Source organism: Streptomyces sp. NPDC019396 (assembly GCF_040632375.1).
In the GTDB taxonomy this organism is placed as follows: Bacteria; Actinomycetota; Actinomycetes; order Streptomycetales; family Streptomycetaceae; genus Streptomyces.
The window spans coordinates 135,365-149,584 of the sequence record NZ_JBEYBS010000009.1; the positions used below are offsets into that span (position 1 = coordinate 135,365).

Annotated in this window: 15 protein-coding genes; 5 read left to right on the top strand and 10 right to left on the bottom strand. The window is 70.9% G+C overall.

All coding sequences use genetic code 11. The annotated features are described in order from the left end of the window. Window positions 1-528 carry a dUTP diphosphatase gene (gene dut / locus ABZ532_RS13125; RefSeq protein WP_361281938.1) on the bottom strand — a complete coding sequence of 176 codons (528 nt, stop codon included), beginning with the start codon at window positions 526-528 and terminating at the stop codon, window positions 1-3. Then, window positions 528-1,103, bottom strand: a complete 576-nt coding sequence (locus ABZ532_RS13130; protein WP_361281940.1) for a PaaI family thioesterase — start codon at window positions 1,101-1,103, stop codon at window positions 528-530. Before ABZ532_RS13130 ends, dut begins: the two co-directional genes overlap by 1 nt. A 58-nt stretch (window positions 1,104-1,161) precedes the next feature. Here ABZ532_RS13130 and ABZ532_RS13135 point away from each other — a divergent pair, with 58 nt between their 5' ends. Continuing rightward, window positions 1,162-1,641 carry a DUF3093 domain-containing protein gene (locus tag ABZ532_RS13135; protein WP_361281942.1) on the top strand — a complete coding sequence of 160 codons (480 nt, stop codon included), beginning with the start codon at window positions 1,162-1,164 and terminating at the stop codon, window positions 1,639-1,641. 64 nt (window positions 1,642-1,705) lie between these two features. Here ABZ532_RS13135 and ABZ532_RS13140 read toward each other — a convergent pair whose 3' ends face one another. The 4 genes from ABZ532_RS13140 to ABZ532_RS13155 form a co-directional block, all read right to left on the bottom strand. Beyond that, a complete protein-coding gene (locus tag ABZ532_RS13140; RefSeq protein WP_361281944.1) occupies window positions 1,706-2,671 on the bottom strand; it encodes a hypothetical protein in 966 nt (321 codons plus the stop codon). A gap of 13 nt (window positions 2,672-2,684) precedes the next feature. After that, entirely contained in the window at window positions 2,685-2,981 is a 297-nt protein-coding gene (locus tag ABZ532_RS13145) for a DUF4193 domain-containing protein (protein WP_338673390.1), read from the bottom strand. A 450-nt stretch (window positions 2,982-3,431) separates the two neighbouring features. Beyond that, window positions 3,432-4,673, bottom strand: a complete 1,242-nt coding sequence (locus ABZ532_RS13150; protein WP_361281946.1) for a HAMP domain-containing sensor histidine kinase — start codon at window positions 4,671-4,673, stop codon at window positions 3,432-3,434. Window positions 4,674-4,677: 4 nt separating this feature from the next. Then, window positions 4,678-5,331 carry a response regulator transcription factor gene (locus ABZ532_RS13155; RefSeq protein WP_361281948.1) on the bottom strand — a complete coding sequence of 218 codons (654 nt, stop codon included), beginning with the start codon at window positions 5,329-5,331 and terminating at the stop codon, window positions 4,678-4,680. A 395-nt stretch (window positions 5,332-5,726) separates the two neighbouring features. Here ABZ532_RS13155 and ABZ532_RS13160 point away from each other — a divergent pair, with 395 nt between their 5' ends. Further along, on the top strand, window positions 5,727-5,900 hold the full coding sequence (locus tag ABZ532_RS13160; protein WP_361281950.1) for a hypothetical protein: 174 nt from the start codon (window positions 5,727-5,729) through the stop codon (window positions 5,898-5,900). 94 nt (window positions 5,901-5,994) lie between these two features. Here ABZ532_RS13160 and ABZ532_RS13165 read toward each other — a convergent pair whose 3' ends face one another. Next, window positions 5,995-6,795, bottom strand: a complete 801-nt coding sequence (locus tag ABZ532_RS13165) for an inositol monophosphatase family protein (RefSeq protein ID WP_361281952.1) — start codon at window positions 6,793-6,795, stop codon at window positions 5,995-5,997. A gap of 98 nt (window positions 6,796-6,893) precedes the next feature. Continuing rightward, the gene (locus ABZ532_RS13170) at window positions 6,894-8,045 is read right to left on the bottom strand and encodes a ferrochelatase (protein WP_361281954.1); all 1,152 of its coding nucleotides are present in this window, start codon (window positions 8,043-8,045) and stop codon (window positions 6,894-6,896) included. Between the two features lie 206 nt (window positions 8,046-8,251). Here ABZ532_RS13170 and ABZ532_RS13175 point away from each other — a divergent pair, with 206 nt between their 5' ends. Continuing rightward, a complete protein-coding gene (locus tag ABZ532_RS13175; protein ID WP_361281956.1) occupies window positions 8,252-9,496 on the top strand; it encodes an MFS transporter in 1,245 nt (414 codons plus the stop codon). Beyond that, a complete protein-coding gene (locus ABZ532_RS13180) occupies window positions 9,453-10,775 on the top strand; it encodes a D-arabinono-1,4-lactone oxidase (RefSeq protein WP_361281958.1) in 1,323 nt (440 codons plus the stop codon). Before ABZ532_RS13175 ends, ABZ532_RS13180 begins: the two co-directional genes overlap by 44 nt. Window positions 10,776-10,810: 35 nt before the next feature. On the opposite strand, the gene ABZ532_RS13185 is transcribed toward ABZ532_RS13180, so the two are convergent. Next, window positions 10,811-11,644, bottom strand: a complete 834-nt coding sequence (locus ABZ532_RS13185) for a hypothetical protein (RefSeq protein ID WP_361281960.1) — start codon at window positions 11,642-11,644, stop codon at window positions 10,811-10,813. Between the two features lie 431 nt (window positions 11,645-12,075). Here ABZ532_RS13185 and sepH point away from each other — a divergent pair, with 431 nt between their 5' ends. Continuing rightward, window positions 12,076-13,158: a septation protein SepH gene (gene sepH / locus ABZ532_RS13190; protein WP_361281962.1), complete on the top strand. Its 1,083-nt coding sequence runs from the start codon at window positions 12,076-12,078 to the stop codon at window positions 13,156-13,158. Between the two features lie 96 nt (window positions 13,159-13,254). Here sepH and ABZ532_RS13195 read toward each other — a convergent pair whose 3' ends face one another. Continuing rightward, window positions 13,255-14,109, bottom strand: a complete 855-nt coding sequence (locus ABZ532_RS13195; RefSeq protein WP_361281964.1) for a sulfurtransferase — start codon at window positions 14,107-14,109, stop codon at window positions 13,255-13,257. Between the last annotated feature and the right edge of the window lie 111 nt (window positions 14,110-14,220).

Here is a 14,220-nt window from a genome sequence, read left to right on the forward strand (position 1 = left end):
TCACTGTCCTTCCCGGTCGGATACGACCGAAGCGTATCGATTCCCACCCTGTAGGCCGTCCACGCCTGACCCGCCCACAGCGGTGTGACCACCGGTGGACCCGAAGCCCCCCTCGGCCCGGGCCGATCCGGGAAGCTCCGCCACCTCGTGGAAGCGCACCTTCTCGACCTGCTGGACGACCAATTGGGCGATCCGGTCGTACCGCTCGAACCGCACGCTCTCGCGCGGGTCCAGATTGACCAGGATCACCTTGATCTCTCCACGGTACCCGGCATCCACCGTCCCCGGGGCATTGACCAGGGCGACACCGCACCGGGCGGCGAGACCGGAGCGCGGATGCACGAAGGCCGCGTATCCGTCCGGGAGGGCGATGGACAGTCCGGTGGGCAGGACCACGCGCTCTCCGGGGGCGAGCTCGGCACCCTCCGTGGTCACCAGATCGACACCGGCATCGCCCGGATGTGCGTAGGCCGGAATCGGCACCTCGGGGTCCAGCCGCCGGATCAGTACGTCGACGGGGTTACGCATCAGGGGTTCACCTCGAAGGCGCGGGCGCGCCTGACCTGGTCGGGATCCGCCATGACGGCCTGGATCTCCTGCTGGCGGCCATTGTCGACGAAGTGGTCGACCTTGACCTCTATGAACAGTGCTTCGGCCCGGACGGCGACCGGCCCCTCCGGGCCGCCGATCCGGCCGGTGGCCCTGGAGTAGATCTTCCGGCCGCTGACCGCGGTGACCTCGGCCTCCAGAAACAGCACGGTGTCCACCGGCACAGGACGGACGAAGTCGGTCTCCAGCCGCCCGGTCACCGCGATCACGCGCAGCAGCCAGTTCAGCGAACCGAGCGTCTCGTCGAGAGCGGTGGCGAGCACGCCGCCGTGGGCCAGGCCCGGGGCGCCCTGGTGAGCGGGGGCGACGGTGAACTCGGCGGTGAGACTGACGCCTTCCCCGGCCTTCGCCTCCAGGTGCAGCCCGTGGGGCTGTCCGCCGCCGCAGCCGAAGCAGTGGTCGTAGTGAGCGCCGAGCAGCTCTCCGGGGGCGGGCGCGTCGGGGTGCCGCACCGGCGGTATGGCGTCGGCGGGAGGGGTCAGTGCAGTACTCACAGGCGCAGACCTTACCCGCGCGGCAAGCCGCAGGTCGCGCCGTGCCAAGCTTGGATTCATGCAGCCCTCCGCCGCCTCCTCCGGATCGCCCTCCGCGCCGTCCTACGACGAGCGCCTCACCGCGCCCCGCTCGTGGTGGCTGATCACCATCCTGGTGGCTCTTTCCGGGGGTCTGGTGCTGCTTCCGCTGGGTCCGGTGCCGATGCTGGCAGGGCTGATCGGGGCGGGCGCGCTGGCAGCCGCCGCGGTGAGCACCTACGGCTCTGCCCGCGTCCGGGTGGTGGCCGGCTCGCTGGTCGCCGGTGACGCGCGGATCCCGGTGTCGGCGCTCGGCGACGCGGAGGTGCTGGACGCGGAGGAGGCCCGGGCCTGGCGTTCGTACAAGGCGGATCCGCGGGCGTTCATGCTGCTGCGCAGCTATGTCCCGACAGCGGTACGGGTGATGGTCACCGACCAGGAGGACCCGACGCCGTACGTGTATGTCTCGACCCGGGATCCCCGGGCGCTGGTGGCCGCCCTGGACGCCGTACGGGCCTGACCCGGTAGGACAACCTGCCTGGCGACCGGGCAGGGCGCTGCGACCCCCTCCAGACGGTTCTTCCTCAGCTCTCGAGCTCCCTGCGCAGCTCCGGTGGAAGCTCAGGGGGCAGCTCGCCCGTGGGCTGCTCCAGCCGCGGCAGGTCGGGCAGCGCGTCCCAGGGGATCTGCCGCTTGCGCAGGTCCTTCCTGATGCGCTCGGCGAGCTTTCGGGTGTCGCGCCGGTTCATCACCGCGCCCACGGCGGCGCCGACCATGAACGGCATCACGTTGGGCAGGTTGCGGACCATGCGCTTCATGATCTGCTGGCGCAGCTCGCGCTTCATCTGGCCGCCGAGCGCGGCGTTGATCGTCGTGGGCTTGGTGACGTCGATTCCGCGTTCTTCGGACCACGAGGTCAGATAGGCGGTGGCGCGCTCCTTGACGTTGCCCGGGGGCCGCATGCCGTAGACCTCGTGGAGCTCGGCGATGAGCTTCAGCTCGACCGCGGCCACGCAGACGATCTCCGTGGCCAGTTCGGCGGGCAGGGCGGGAGGCACGGGCAGCATCGCCGCCGCACCGATTCCGGCGCCGACGGTGGAGCTGGCGTTGGCCGCTCCCGCGATCAGTTTGTCGGCCAGCTCCTCGGGGCCGAGACCGGGGAAGTGCGCGCGGAGTGTCGCAAGATCGCGCACCGGGACGCGCGGGGCGATGTCGATGACGCGGTCGGTCAGCAGACCGAGCAGGGCCTTGCCGGCCTCGCCGGTTCTGCGGACGCCGCTCCTGACGGCGTCCAGCCGCCGGTGCCTGTCCGGAGGCACCGGCTGTCCGGTGGCCTCGAGCGAGGCCGGGAGGCCCCGCTCGTCGTCACGTGCGTCGCCCGGAGAGGGCAGGTGGCCGGCGTGCCCCTGACCCGCTCCGTGGGGCGCCTCGGCGCCGTGCCACGGCTCCGGGGCACTCCGGGCATGCCCGGAGTCCGGAGTCTCCGGAGAGCCCTTGCGCCGGAAGCGTGGCTTCCTGAAGGGCTTCCCGAACGGTGTCCCGCCAGCCACGGCCGCTCGTGCCTCAGTCGCAGTCGCGGCAGATCGGCTGGCCGTTCTTCTCACGGGCCAGCTGACTCCTGTGATGTACCAGGAAGCAGCTCATGCAGGTGAACTCGTCAGCCTGCTTGGGCAGCACCCGGACGGCCAGTTCCTCGTTCGAGAGGTCGGCTCCGGGCAGCTCCAGGCCCTCGGCGGCCTCGAACTCGTCGACGTCGACAGTCGACGTCGACTTGTCGTTCCGACGAGCCTTGAGCTCTTCAATGCTGTCCTCGTTGAGATCGTCATCGGTCTTACGTGGGGTGTCGTAATCGGTTGCCATGTCGCTCTCCCCCTCTGGGTGTCTGCGGTGTCTCAGCGCACGTAACGCGTGAGAGGCCGGACTTGTGCCCGACCTGAGGCGGAGATTTTGCCTCACATCAAGGTCTGTTACTCAATCGACACCCAACCGGACCCCTCAAGAGTGATCAGGTTGGATGGCGATCGGGACCGTACACGGTCCGAATGTCGCACTGCACAGGCGCCACCCCGTGTACTTCCCGTGATACGGGCCCCTGAAAACCCGGACTTTTCCTGGTTTTCCACCGGCTTCCGCTCACGGAGCGTAGATGGCCGGAAATCCACCACTGTGATCGATCACACAGGGAACTCCCGGGGTCGAGTCCGGAGAATTCCGCGTAAAGCGAACAGAGATGTTCTCCCGCCCAGCAACGCGTCGGCCGACGAGGGAAGGACGGCTCCGGGATCGGCCGGCTGCCCCGGAACGGCCACGTCAGACAGGCAGGGTCACCCGCATCACAAGGCCGCCGCCCTCGCGCGGCTCCGCGATGATACGGCCCCCGTGGGCACGTGCCACGGATCGGGCAATCGACAGGCCGAGTCCGACTCCCTTGTCGCTGCCGGTGCGCTCCTGGCGCAGCCGACGGAAGGGCTCGAAAAGGTTGTCGATCTCGTATGCCGGGACCACCGGGCCAGTGTTGGACACCAGCAGCACCGCCTGACCGTGCGCGACCTCGGTGGTGACCGCCACCCAGCCGCCGCGCTCGCCCTCCGGGACGTTGTACCGCACGGCGTTCTGCACCAGGTTCAGGGCGATCCGCTCCAGCAGCACGCCGTTGCCCTGGACGAGTGCGGGTGCCCGGCGGCCGCGGAACTCCACGCCCTTGGCCTCCGCCTCACTGCGCGCCTGGTCGACTGCCCGGGTGGCGACCTCGGCGAGGTCGACCGGTTTGCGCTCGATGATCTGGTTCTCGCTGCGGGCGAGAAGGAGCAGCCCCTCCACGAGCTGTTCGCTGCGCTCGTTGGTGGCCAGGAGCGTCTTGCCGAGCTGTCTGAGCTCCTCCCCGGCCCCGGGGTCGGAGAGGTGCACCTCCAGCAGAGTGCGGTTGATCGCCAGGGGTGTACGCAGCTCGTGGGAGGCGTTGGCGACGAACCGCTGCTGTGCCGTGAAGGCCCGCTCCAGCCGCTCGAGCATCTCGTCGAAGGTGTCGGCGAGCTCCTTCAGCTCGTCGTCGGGGCCGTCCAGCTCGATACGACGGGAGAGGTCGGAGCCCACCACGCGGCGCGCGGTGCGGGTGATCTTCCCGAGGGGGGAGAGCACCCGGCCCGCCATCGCGTAGCCGAAGGCGAACGCGATCACGCTCAGGCCGACGAGGGCGAACAGCGAGCGGGTGAGGAGCTCGTCCAGGGCATGCTGGCGCTGCTGGTTCACACAGGAGTTCACGAGCCGGTTGAAGGCTTCGGTCGAGTTCGGCGGGGTGTCCGGGAAGGTGCACACATCACTGCTCACCTGGCCCTTGTCGATCTTGAACGGGAGCTCGCTGCCCACCTGCACGGCCTGCGCGGCCAGCAGATAGATGATCGAGAGCAGCAGGATCCCGGCGATCAGGAACATCCCGCCGTAAAGCAGCGTGAGCCTTATCCGGATGGTCGGCCGGAACCAGGGGCGTGCCGGCTCCCCGGGGGACCAGGTGGGTTTCGGGGGCGCCGTGGGAGGCGCGGGTGCAGCCGCCACGGGGTCAGATCCGGTAGCCGGAGCCGGGGACCGTGACGATCACGGGCGGCTCGCCGAGCTTGCGGCGCAGCGTCATGACGGTGACCCGCACGACGTTGGTGAACGGGTCGGTGTTCTCGTCCCACGCCTTCTCGAGCAGTTGCTCGGCCGACACGACCGCGCCCTCGCTGCGCATGAGCACCTCCAGCACGGCGAACTCCTTGGGGGCGAGCTGGACCTCCCGGCCGTCGCGGAAGACCTCGCGACGGTTCGGGTCCAGCTTGATTCCGGCGCGCTCCAGTACCGGCGGCAGCGGCACGGTGGTACGGCGGCCGAGGGCGCGTACACGGGCGGTCAGCTCGGTGAACGCGAACGGCTTGGGAAGGTAGTCGTCGGCACCCAGCTCCAGGCCCTCCACACGGTCGCTGACATCACCGGAAGCGGTGAGCATCAGGACACGGGTGGGCATGCCCAGCTCCACGATCCTGCGGCAGACGTCGTCGCCGTGGACGAGCGGGAGGTCCCGGTCGAGCACGACGACGTCGTAGTCGTTCACCCCGATACGCTCGAGGGCCGCGGCGCCGTCGTACACGACGTCGACCGCCATGGCCTCCCGGCGCAGCCCGGTGGCCACCGCATCGGCGAGCAGCTGCTCGTCCTCGACCACGAGTACGCGCACGTGGCTGGTCCTTCCTCTGGATCCTGGTCGCGGCCCCACCTCGCGATCACGCGCGATCGGGCATGACCAGGCGTGTTCGGACATGTCCAGGGCAGGGCTGTCGTAGTGGATTGCATTGGCTGTGTGCCTCCATCCTGCCCCTTACGCGCGTAAACCGGATGTAAGTCACGGTGGTGCCCGCGGGCACTCGGAAGGGGTACCGGGAATTCGTGGGATTCCCTGAAGAGTTGAGGTTTCCCGGCGGGTGGGCCTGGGGAGGACGAGGGCACACCCGCGATCACGCCATGTACGTGGCCTGCCACACCCCGCTCTCTGTCCCCCAGGGAGGGGGCGTGATCAACCCGCCGTAGGCACACCCCCGTGCCATCGACCCGCGACGACGAGGGGGCGCAACCATGGACGCATTCACCACAGGGCTCCTGCACCGCATCAGGACCACGGAGACCGACCTCACACGGGCCCGCGAGACGGGCGACGAATTCCTGGCGGAGGTCGAGCAGGCCGAGCTGGACGACCTGCACCGCCTCGCCGCCGAGCACGGCGTGGAGGTCGGCGCCGCGAGCGTCTGATCAGCCGCGCACGCATGAGGGCCCGGCACCGCCTGCTGAGCGGTGCCGGGCCCTTGTGCGTGCGCGACGGTCGCGTTCCGGATTCGGGTGCGGGTCAGTCGTGCCAGGCGCCCAGCTCGTCGAGCAGGCGTTGCAGCGGCTCGAAGACCCCCGGAGTGGCGGCGATCGCCAGATCGCCGGAGGGCCGCTCGCCGGGGCGGGCGCCGGTGAGAGCGCCGGCCTCACAGGCGATGAGATCGCCGGCCGCGAGATCCCAGGCGTGCAGTCCGCGCTCGTAGTAGCCGTCCAGACGGCCGGCGGCTACATCGCAGAGGTCGACGGCCGCCGATCCGCTGCGCCGGATGTCCCTCACCCGGGGGATGAGCCGGCGGGCGACCTCCGCCTGGTGACTGCGGACGGAGTGGACGTAGTTGAAGCCGGTCGCCACCAGAGCCTCGTCCAGCGGCGGCGCCGGGCGGCAGCTCAGCCGCCGTTCGCCGCAGTAGGCACCGCGGCCGCGCACCGCGTGGTAGGTCTCATCGCGCATCGGCATGTCCACCACTCCGACGACGGTCTCGCCGTCCAGCTCGGCGGCGATCGACACGGCCCAGGTGGGCAGCCCGTACAGGTAGTTCACCGTGCCGTCCAGCGGATCGACCACCCAGCGCACCCCGCTGGTGCCCGGCGCCGATCCGCCCTCCTCGCCGAGGATGCCGTCATCGGGGCGCCGCGCGGCGAGGAATCCCGTGATCAGTTTCTCCGCCGCGATGTCCATCTCGGTCACGACATCGATCGGGCTGGACTTGGTCGCGGCGACGGCCAGGTCGTCGGGACGTCCGTCACGGAGCAGCGCTCCCGCTCGTCGCCCGGCCTCCTGGGCCAGGGACAGCAGTTCGTCGAGCAGGGGGTCGGTCACAAGGGGCTCCCTCGTCGGTACGGGTCGCGGACGTACGCCACCGAATCGCGGACGCACGTGGCCGCGCGGGCGCTCGGACACCGGCTTGCACCGCGCGCTTATGCGTACGGGCTGTCGGCGCCCGCCGCCGCGGGTCGCTCCGAGCGCGGCGGACAGCAGCCGATCGGGCAGAGGTCGTACGACGGCCCGAGCGCTCCCAGCGCGCACCGCGCGACCGCAGTGCCCCGCTCGGTTGCCGCCCGCTCCAGCACCAGGTCCCGTACCGCCGCCGCGAACCGGGGGTCCGCACCCACCGTGGCCGAGCGGCGCACCGGAAGGCCCAGCTCGGCGGCCTTGGCGGTGGCCTCGGTGTCCAGGTCGTACAGCACTTCCATGTGGTCCGAGACAAACCCGATCGGGACCATCACGACGGCCGGAACCCCGGCCCCGTGCAACTCCTCGAGGTGGTCGCAGATGTCCGGCTCCAGCCAGGGGATGTGCGGCGCCCCGCTGCGCGACTGGTAGACGAGCCGCCAGGGATGCTCGGCCCCCGTCTCCTCGCGCACCGCGTCGGCGATCACACGCGCCACGTCGAGGTGCTGCTTCACGTATGCCCCGCCCTCCCCGTGTTCCCAGACGGGACCCGACGCGTCCGCCGCGGCGTCCGGGATGGAGTGGGTGGTGAACGCGAGCTGCGCCCCGGCACGGAGCTCCTCGGGGAGGTCCGCGAGCGCGGTCAGCACGCCCTCCACCATGGGGCCCACGAAGCCGGGGTGGTTGAAGTAGTGCCGCAGCTTGTCCACCCGGGGCAGCGGCAGGCCCTCCGCCTCCAGCGCCGCGAGCGCGTCGGCCAGATTCTCCCGGTACTGCCGGCAGCCCGAGTAGGAGGCGTAGGCGCTGGTCGCGAGCACCGCGACCCGCCTGCGGCCGTCGAGCACCATCTCGCGCAGGGTGTCGGTCAGATACGGCGCCCAGTTGCGGTTGCCCCAGTAGACCGGCAGGTCGAGGCCCGCGGCGGCGAAGTCCGCGCGGAGCGCGGCGAGCAGGGCCCGGTTCTGGTCGTTGATCGGGCTGACCCCGCCGAACAGGAAGTAGTGCCGGCCGACTTCCTTCAGCCGCTCCTTGGGGATACCCCGGCCCCGTGTCACGTTCTCCAGGAACGGGACCACGTCGTCCGGTCCCTCGGGGCCGCCGAAGGACAGCAGCAGCAGGGCGTCGTAGGGCGCGGAGTCGGGCGGAGCGGTGTCGAGAGTGTCCAGCTGTTCGGCCATGACGCCGATCCTCCCACTGTTCGCTCCTTGCTCTCCCGTCCCTCTTCCCTTCCGGCCCTGCGGCAGCGAGCTACCGCCGAGGGGCGGAGCCGGCCCGGGACCCACGGTGGAGTTAGGGTTACCTAACCCGTAAGCTGTTCGGGCTATCCACACGCCTTACGGAGCGCTCCCGCGCCCGTCCACCCCCGTGCCCGACGGAGCGCCCCTTGCCCAGCCCCTACCGCGCGATATTCGCCACCCCCGGCGCCCTGGCGTTCTCAGCGGCCGGCTTCCTCGGCCGTATGCCGCTGTCCATGATGGGCGTCGGCATCGTGGTCATGGTGTCCCAGCTGACTGGGCGTTACAGCATGGCGGGCGCGCTCTCCGCGACGCTCGCGCTCTCGGCGGCGGTGCTCGGCCCGCAGGTCTCCCGGATGGTCGACCGGCACGGACAGCGGCGGGTGCTGCGACCCGCCCTGCTGGCCTCGGGCGCGGCGGTGGCGGGTCTGCTGGTCGGTGCCCGGCAGGGCGCCCCCGACTGGGTCTTCTTCGTGTTCACGGCCTGTGCGGGCTGCATCCCCAGTGTCGGGGCGATGACCAGGGCCCGCTGGGCCGCGATCCACGAGGGGTCGCAGGAGCGGCTGCACACGGCGTACGCCTTCGAATCGATCGTCGACGAGCTGTGCTTCATCGTCGGCCCGATCGTCTCCATCGGACTGTCCACCGCCTGGTTCCCGGAGGCGGGTCCGCTGATCGCCGGGGTGTTCCTGGTGATCGGCGTGCTCTGGCTGACGGCGCAGCGCGCCACCGAGCCCCCGGTGCATCCGCGCGACGCGCACACACCCGGCTCGGCACTGCGCTCCCCCGGTCTCCAGGTGCTGGTCGCGACGTTCGTGGCGATGGGCGCCATCTTCGGCTCGGTGGACGTGGTGACGGTGGCGTTCGCCGACGAGCGGGGCAACAAGGCGGCGTCCAGCCTGGTACTCGCGGTCTACGCGCTGGGCTCCTGTCTCGCCGGAGCGGTGTTCGGGCTGCTGCGGCTGAAGGGCGAGCCGTCCCGCAGGTGGGTGCTGGGCGTCTGTGCGATGACCGTGAGTATGATCCCCCTCCAACTGGCCGGGAATCTCGCGACCCTGGCCGTGTCGCTCTTTGTAGCGGGCCTGGCCATCGCACCGACGATGGTGACCACGATGGCCCTCGTCGAAGCGCACGTACCACGCACCAAGCTGACCGAGGGCATGTCCTGGACGGGCACCGGGCTCGCGGTCGGTGTAGCACTCGGCTTGTCGGCCTCCGGGTGGATGGTGGACGAGTACGGGGCCCGTGCGGCGTACGCGGTGCCCGCCGTGGCGGGAGTGCTCGCGGTCGTGATCGCGTTCCTGGGGTACCGCCGGCTGCGAGGGCCGGTGCCGACGCGGGAGGGGCAGGATGACGGGCACATCCACGACCAGGGCGGGGCACGCGTGGCGTAACTGGGCGGGGACGGTGACATCCCGCCCGGTGCGCGAGGTCACCCCGGCCACAGCCGGTGAACTCGCCGCCGCCATCCGGACGGCGGCGGAGGACGGACTGCGGGTGAAAACGGTCGGCACGGGTCACTCGTTCACCGCGATAGCGGCGACCGACGGGGTGCTGATACGCCCGGACCTGCTCACCGGTATCCGCGAGATCGACCGTGCGTCGATGACGGTGACGGTCGAGGCGGGCACGCCCCTGAAACGGCTCAACGCCGCGCTCGCCCGTGAGGATCTGTCCCTCACGAACATGGGCGACATCATGGAGCAGACCGTCGCGGGCGCGACCAGCACGGGCACGCACGGCACGGGGCGCGATTCCGGTTCGATCTCCGCGCAGATCAGGGGGCTTGAGCTGATCACGGCGGACGGTGCGCTGCTGCGCTGCTCGGAGAAGGAGAATCCGGAGGTCTTCGCCGCGGCCAGGATCGGCCTCGGCGCCCTCGGGGTCGTCAGCGCGATCACCTTCGCCGTGGAGCCGCTCTTTCTGCTCACGGCCCGGGAGGAGCCCATGAGCTTCGACCGGGTCACGGCTGACTTCGATGAACTGAGCGCCGAGAACGAGCACTTCGAGTTCTACTGGTTCCCTCACACGGACAACTGCAACACCAAGCGCAACAACCGCAGCACCGGGCCCGCCGCGCCGCCCGGAGCGCTGAGCGGCTGGGTCGAGGACGAGCTGCTGTCCAACGGCCTCTTCCAGGTGATCAACTCCCTCGGCCGGACGGTACCGGCGACCATCCCGCCGATCGCCAAGGTGGCCAGCCGCGCCCTGTCCGCCCGCACCTACACGGATATCGCGTACAAGGTCTTCACCAGCCCCCGCCGAGTGCGCTTCGTCGAGATGGAGTACGCGCTTCCACGGGCGGCCGCCGTCGCGGCGCTGCGCGAGGTCAAGGCGATGATCGAGCGTTCACCCCTGCGTGTCAGTTTCCCCATCGAGGTACGGACCGCCCCGGCCGACGACATCACGCTGTCGACGGCGTCGGGGCGCGACAGCGCGTACATCGCCGTGCACATGTACAAGGGCACGCCGTACCGCTCCTACTTCACCGCGGCCGAGCAGATCATGACCGCGCACGGCGGCCGTCCGCACTGGGGCAAGATCCACACGCGGGACGCGGAGTACCTCAAGAGCGTGTACCCCCGGTTCGGAGAGTTCACCGCCCTTCGGGACCGACTGGACCCCGGGCGGGTGTTCGGCAACGACTACCTGCGGCGGGTGCTGGGCGACTGAGGCGGCCCCCGCCCAGCGGCGCCGGTGACCCTGGGTCAGGAGGCCTCCGGGTCACCGGACCCGTCTGCCGAAGGCCCACCGGGCGGCGGGGAGAAGCCGTCACCGTCCGGGGGCGAGTCGGAAGAGGACGGAGTCGGAGACGGGGACGGCGGTACGGAACCGGCGTCACGGTCCGGCGCCGGGCGCGAGTCGCCGTCCTCACCCTGCTGCCCCTGCCGCCCGCCCGCACCGGGTCCCGTACCGTCGCCGGGATCACGGCTGGGCGAGGGACCGTGCTCGCGCTGCTCCGTCCCGCCTGCGGGAGAGGTGCCGTCGCCCGCACCTCCCTCACCGACGCCACCGCCCGAGACGACCGAGCCCAGCGTCGTCCCCGTGCCGCCGCCCAGCTCCCGGCCCGTGGCCACTTCGTACCCGGTGATGCCGACCATCGCCACGGCGAAGACCACCACCGCGGCCGAAAGGGGCCTTTTCCAGCCACGCAGCCGACTGCCGTGGACGGTCGGCTCGCCGAACTCCCCTTCGGGCCGCACCTCGTAGGGGGGACGAGGCGACCGACCGGGCCCGGGTCCAGCCTGGACGGCGGCATCGCGGATCTGTTCGCCGGTTCGCCGGAACAGGTGCTGGAGCACGGTGCCCCCGCAGGTGGCGACTGCACTCACCACACCCGCGCCGATGACGGTTCCGTAGACCCCGAGCCGGGACGCCAGCACCGCCGCGGCGATCGCCGCGAGGGTGCTGCCCGCCACCTGGGGCACGCTCAGATCGAGGCGCCCGTCCTTGTGTTGTGCCGTCGTGAGCTCGTCATGTTGTGCCGTACCCAGCTCGTCACTGCCCGGATTCGGATCCCTGCTCGGCCTCTGCTTACCCATCTGTCCCACCATGCACCAAGTCAGGACATAAAGGCGAAGTGGATGATTCCGCTTCAGGGAATCTTGTGAAGATTGATACCTCCCGATTTGGGGTACGGGCTCAACTCCCGCGCTCCGCCACAAGTTCGGCGGCGCGGCGGTCCACCCCCGTGGCCCGAATGGAGTACTGTGGCGAGCCCGGAGACCGGTCGCCTCATGGGCGTTCGGACTGCGGGAGGGGGCCGAAAAGCGGCACTCGAACCGGCGGCGCCGCGGCACCGCACGGCGCCTTGCGGCCCAGCGTGACGAAGCCGGTCACGCTGCGTTGTAAACAGGTAACCGTGCCATAACGGCGATCCAGGGCCCTTGCCCGATACGCCGGGCAACTCGGCAAGGTTGTGGCAGGCTGCACCCGGGCAGGCCACACTCGACTAGCGGAAGCAGCGACGTACGTGACGTCGGCAGGCACCACCCGGGAGGTCCCCATGCCCGAACTGCGTGTCGTGGCCGTCTCCAACGACGGCACACGACTGGTGCTGAAGGCTGCGGACAGTACGGAGTACACGCTTCCGATCGACGAGCGGCTGCGTGCCGCCGTCCGCAATGACCGCGCCCGTCTCGGCCAGATCGAGATCGAGGTGGAGAGCCACCTCCGACCGCGCGACATCCAGGCCCGGATACGGGCCGGTGCCTCCGCCGAGGAGGTCGCCCAGCTCGCCGGCATCCCGGTCGACCGTGTGCGGCGCTTCGAGGGTCCCGTGCTGGCCGAGCGTGCGTTCATGGCGGAGCGGGCCCGGAAGACTCCCGTACGACGCCCCGGGGAGAACGCCGGCCCCCAGCTCGGCGAGGCGGTGCAGGAGCGGCTGCTGCTGCGCGGTGCTGAGAAGGACTCCGTGCAGTGGGACTCCTGGCGCCGTGACGACGGCACCTGGGAGGTACTCCTCGTCTACCGGGTCGCGGGTGAACCGCACTCGGCGTGCTGGATGTACGACCCGCCACGGCGGCTCGTCCAGGCCGTGGACGAGGAGGCACGCGCGCTGATCGGTGAGACCGACGACGCGCTCGCCGTCGCGCAGGAGCCGACCTTCCCCTTCGTCCCGCGCATCGCACGGCTGCCCCGCGACCGGCCGCTCGACCGGGTTCCCGAGCGTGCCCTGGACCGGCCCGCTCCGGTACCCGCCGCAGCAGAGTCCGAGGAGAGCGAGCGCGACTCCCTGACCAGCCTGCTGGAGGCGGTGCCCAGCTTCCGTGGCGACATGGTCGTGCCCGACCGTCCGATCCCGGTCGACTCCCCCGCCACCGGCCCCGACGACGAGGCGGTGACGGAGGAGCCCCCGGCCCCCGCCGCCTCGGCGGGCGCGGGCGCGGCCTACGCGGATGTCCTCATGCCCCGCGCGGTGAGCGGGCACCGTGATCGACTCACCGGTACGACCGACCGCCAGGCGGAGGCCGACGGCGTCCGCCCCGGCCGCCGCGCGGCGGTGCCGAGCTGGGACGAGATCGTCTTCGGGACGCGGCGGAAGAAGCAGGAGTAGAACCACCTCGGTCTTCCGTGCTTCGCACCCTCTGCGCCACCCGAGGGGCCCGTACGGCGATCCGTAAGGGCCCTTCCGCAGGTCCGCGGTTCGTGGCTACTGCGGGTCGGGCCCCGTGGCCACCGGCCGGCTCTCATCAGCGGACCACTCCGACCAGGAGCCCGCGTAGAGGGCGGCCGGAATCCCGGCGATCTCCAGGGCCAGGACCTCATGAGCGCCGGAGACGCCCGATCCGCAGTAGACGCCGACCTCCGAGCCTTCCACCGCGCCGAGGCGCTTGAAGCGGGTGGTCAGTTCCTGCGCCGGGAGGAAGGTCGCGGCCCCCGGGGTGACGTTCTCCGTCGTCGGCGCCGAGACAGCACCGGGGATATGGCCGCCGACCCGGTCGATCGGCTCGACATCACCGCGGTAGCGCTCGCCCGCCCGCGCGTCCAGCAGCAGCCCGCGGCGCGCCAGCGCCGCGGCCCCGTCAGCGTCGAGCAGGGGCACGGCACCCGGTGCCGGGGTGAAGTCGCCCGCCTCGGGCGCCGGGATCTCCGTGGTCAGCGGACCGTTCCAGGCTTCGAGCCCGCCGTCCAGTACGCGTACGTCCCCGTGCCCCGTCCAGCGGAGCAGCCACCAGGCCCGGGCCGCTGCCCAGCCCTGGCCTCCGTCGTAGACCACGACCGGAGTGGACTCCGACACACCCGCGCGACGCATCACCGCTCCGAAGGCCGCCACGTCCGGCAGGGGATGCCTGCCGCCGGCTCCGGGCGGGCCGGCCAGCTCGGTATCGAGATCGATGTAGACGGCACCGGGAATGTGCCCGGCCTCGTACGCGCCCCGCCCGTCGAAGGGAGGGGCGCCCGCCGCCTTGGCCAGGCTGAGCTGCCAGCGGACGTCGAGGAGCACGGGCGGTCGCTGACCAGCCGACTCGCTCAGCAGTTCTGATGCGGTGATGATGGGGTTCATAGCAGCCATCCTCGCGTAGGGCATGGGTACGGCATGCCCCCATCGGCGACGGAGGGGATGAGCCATGGCAGAACGGGCATCCTCCAGGGAGATCCCCGGAAACGCGGCGCG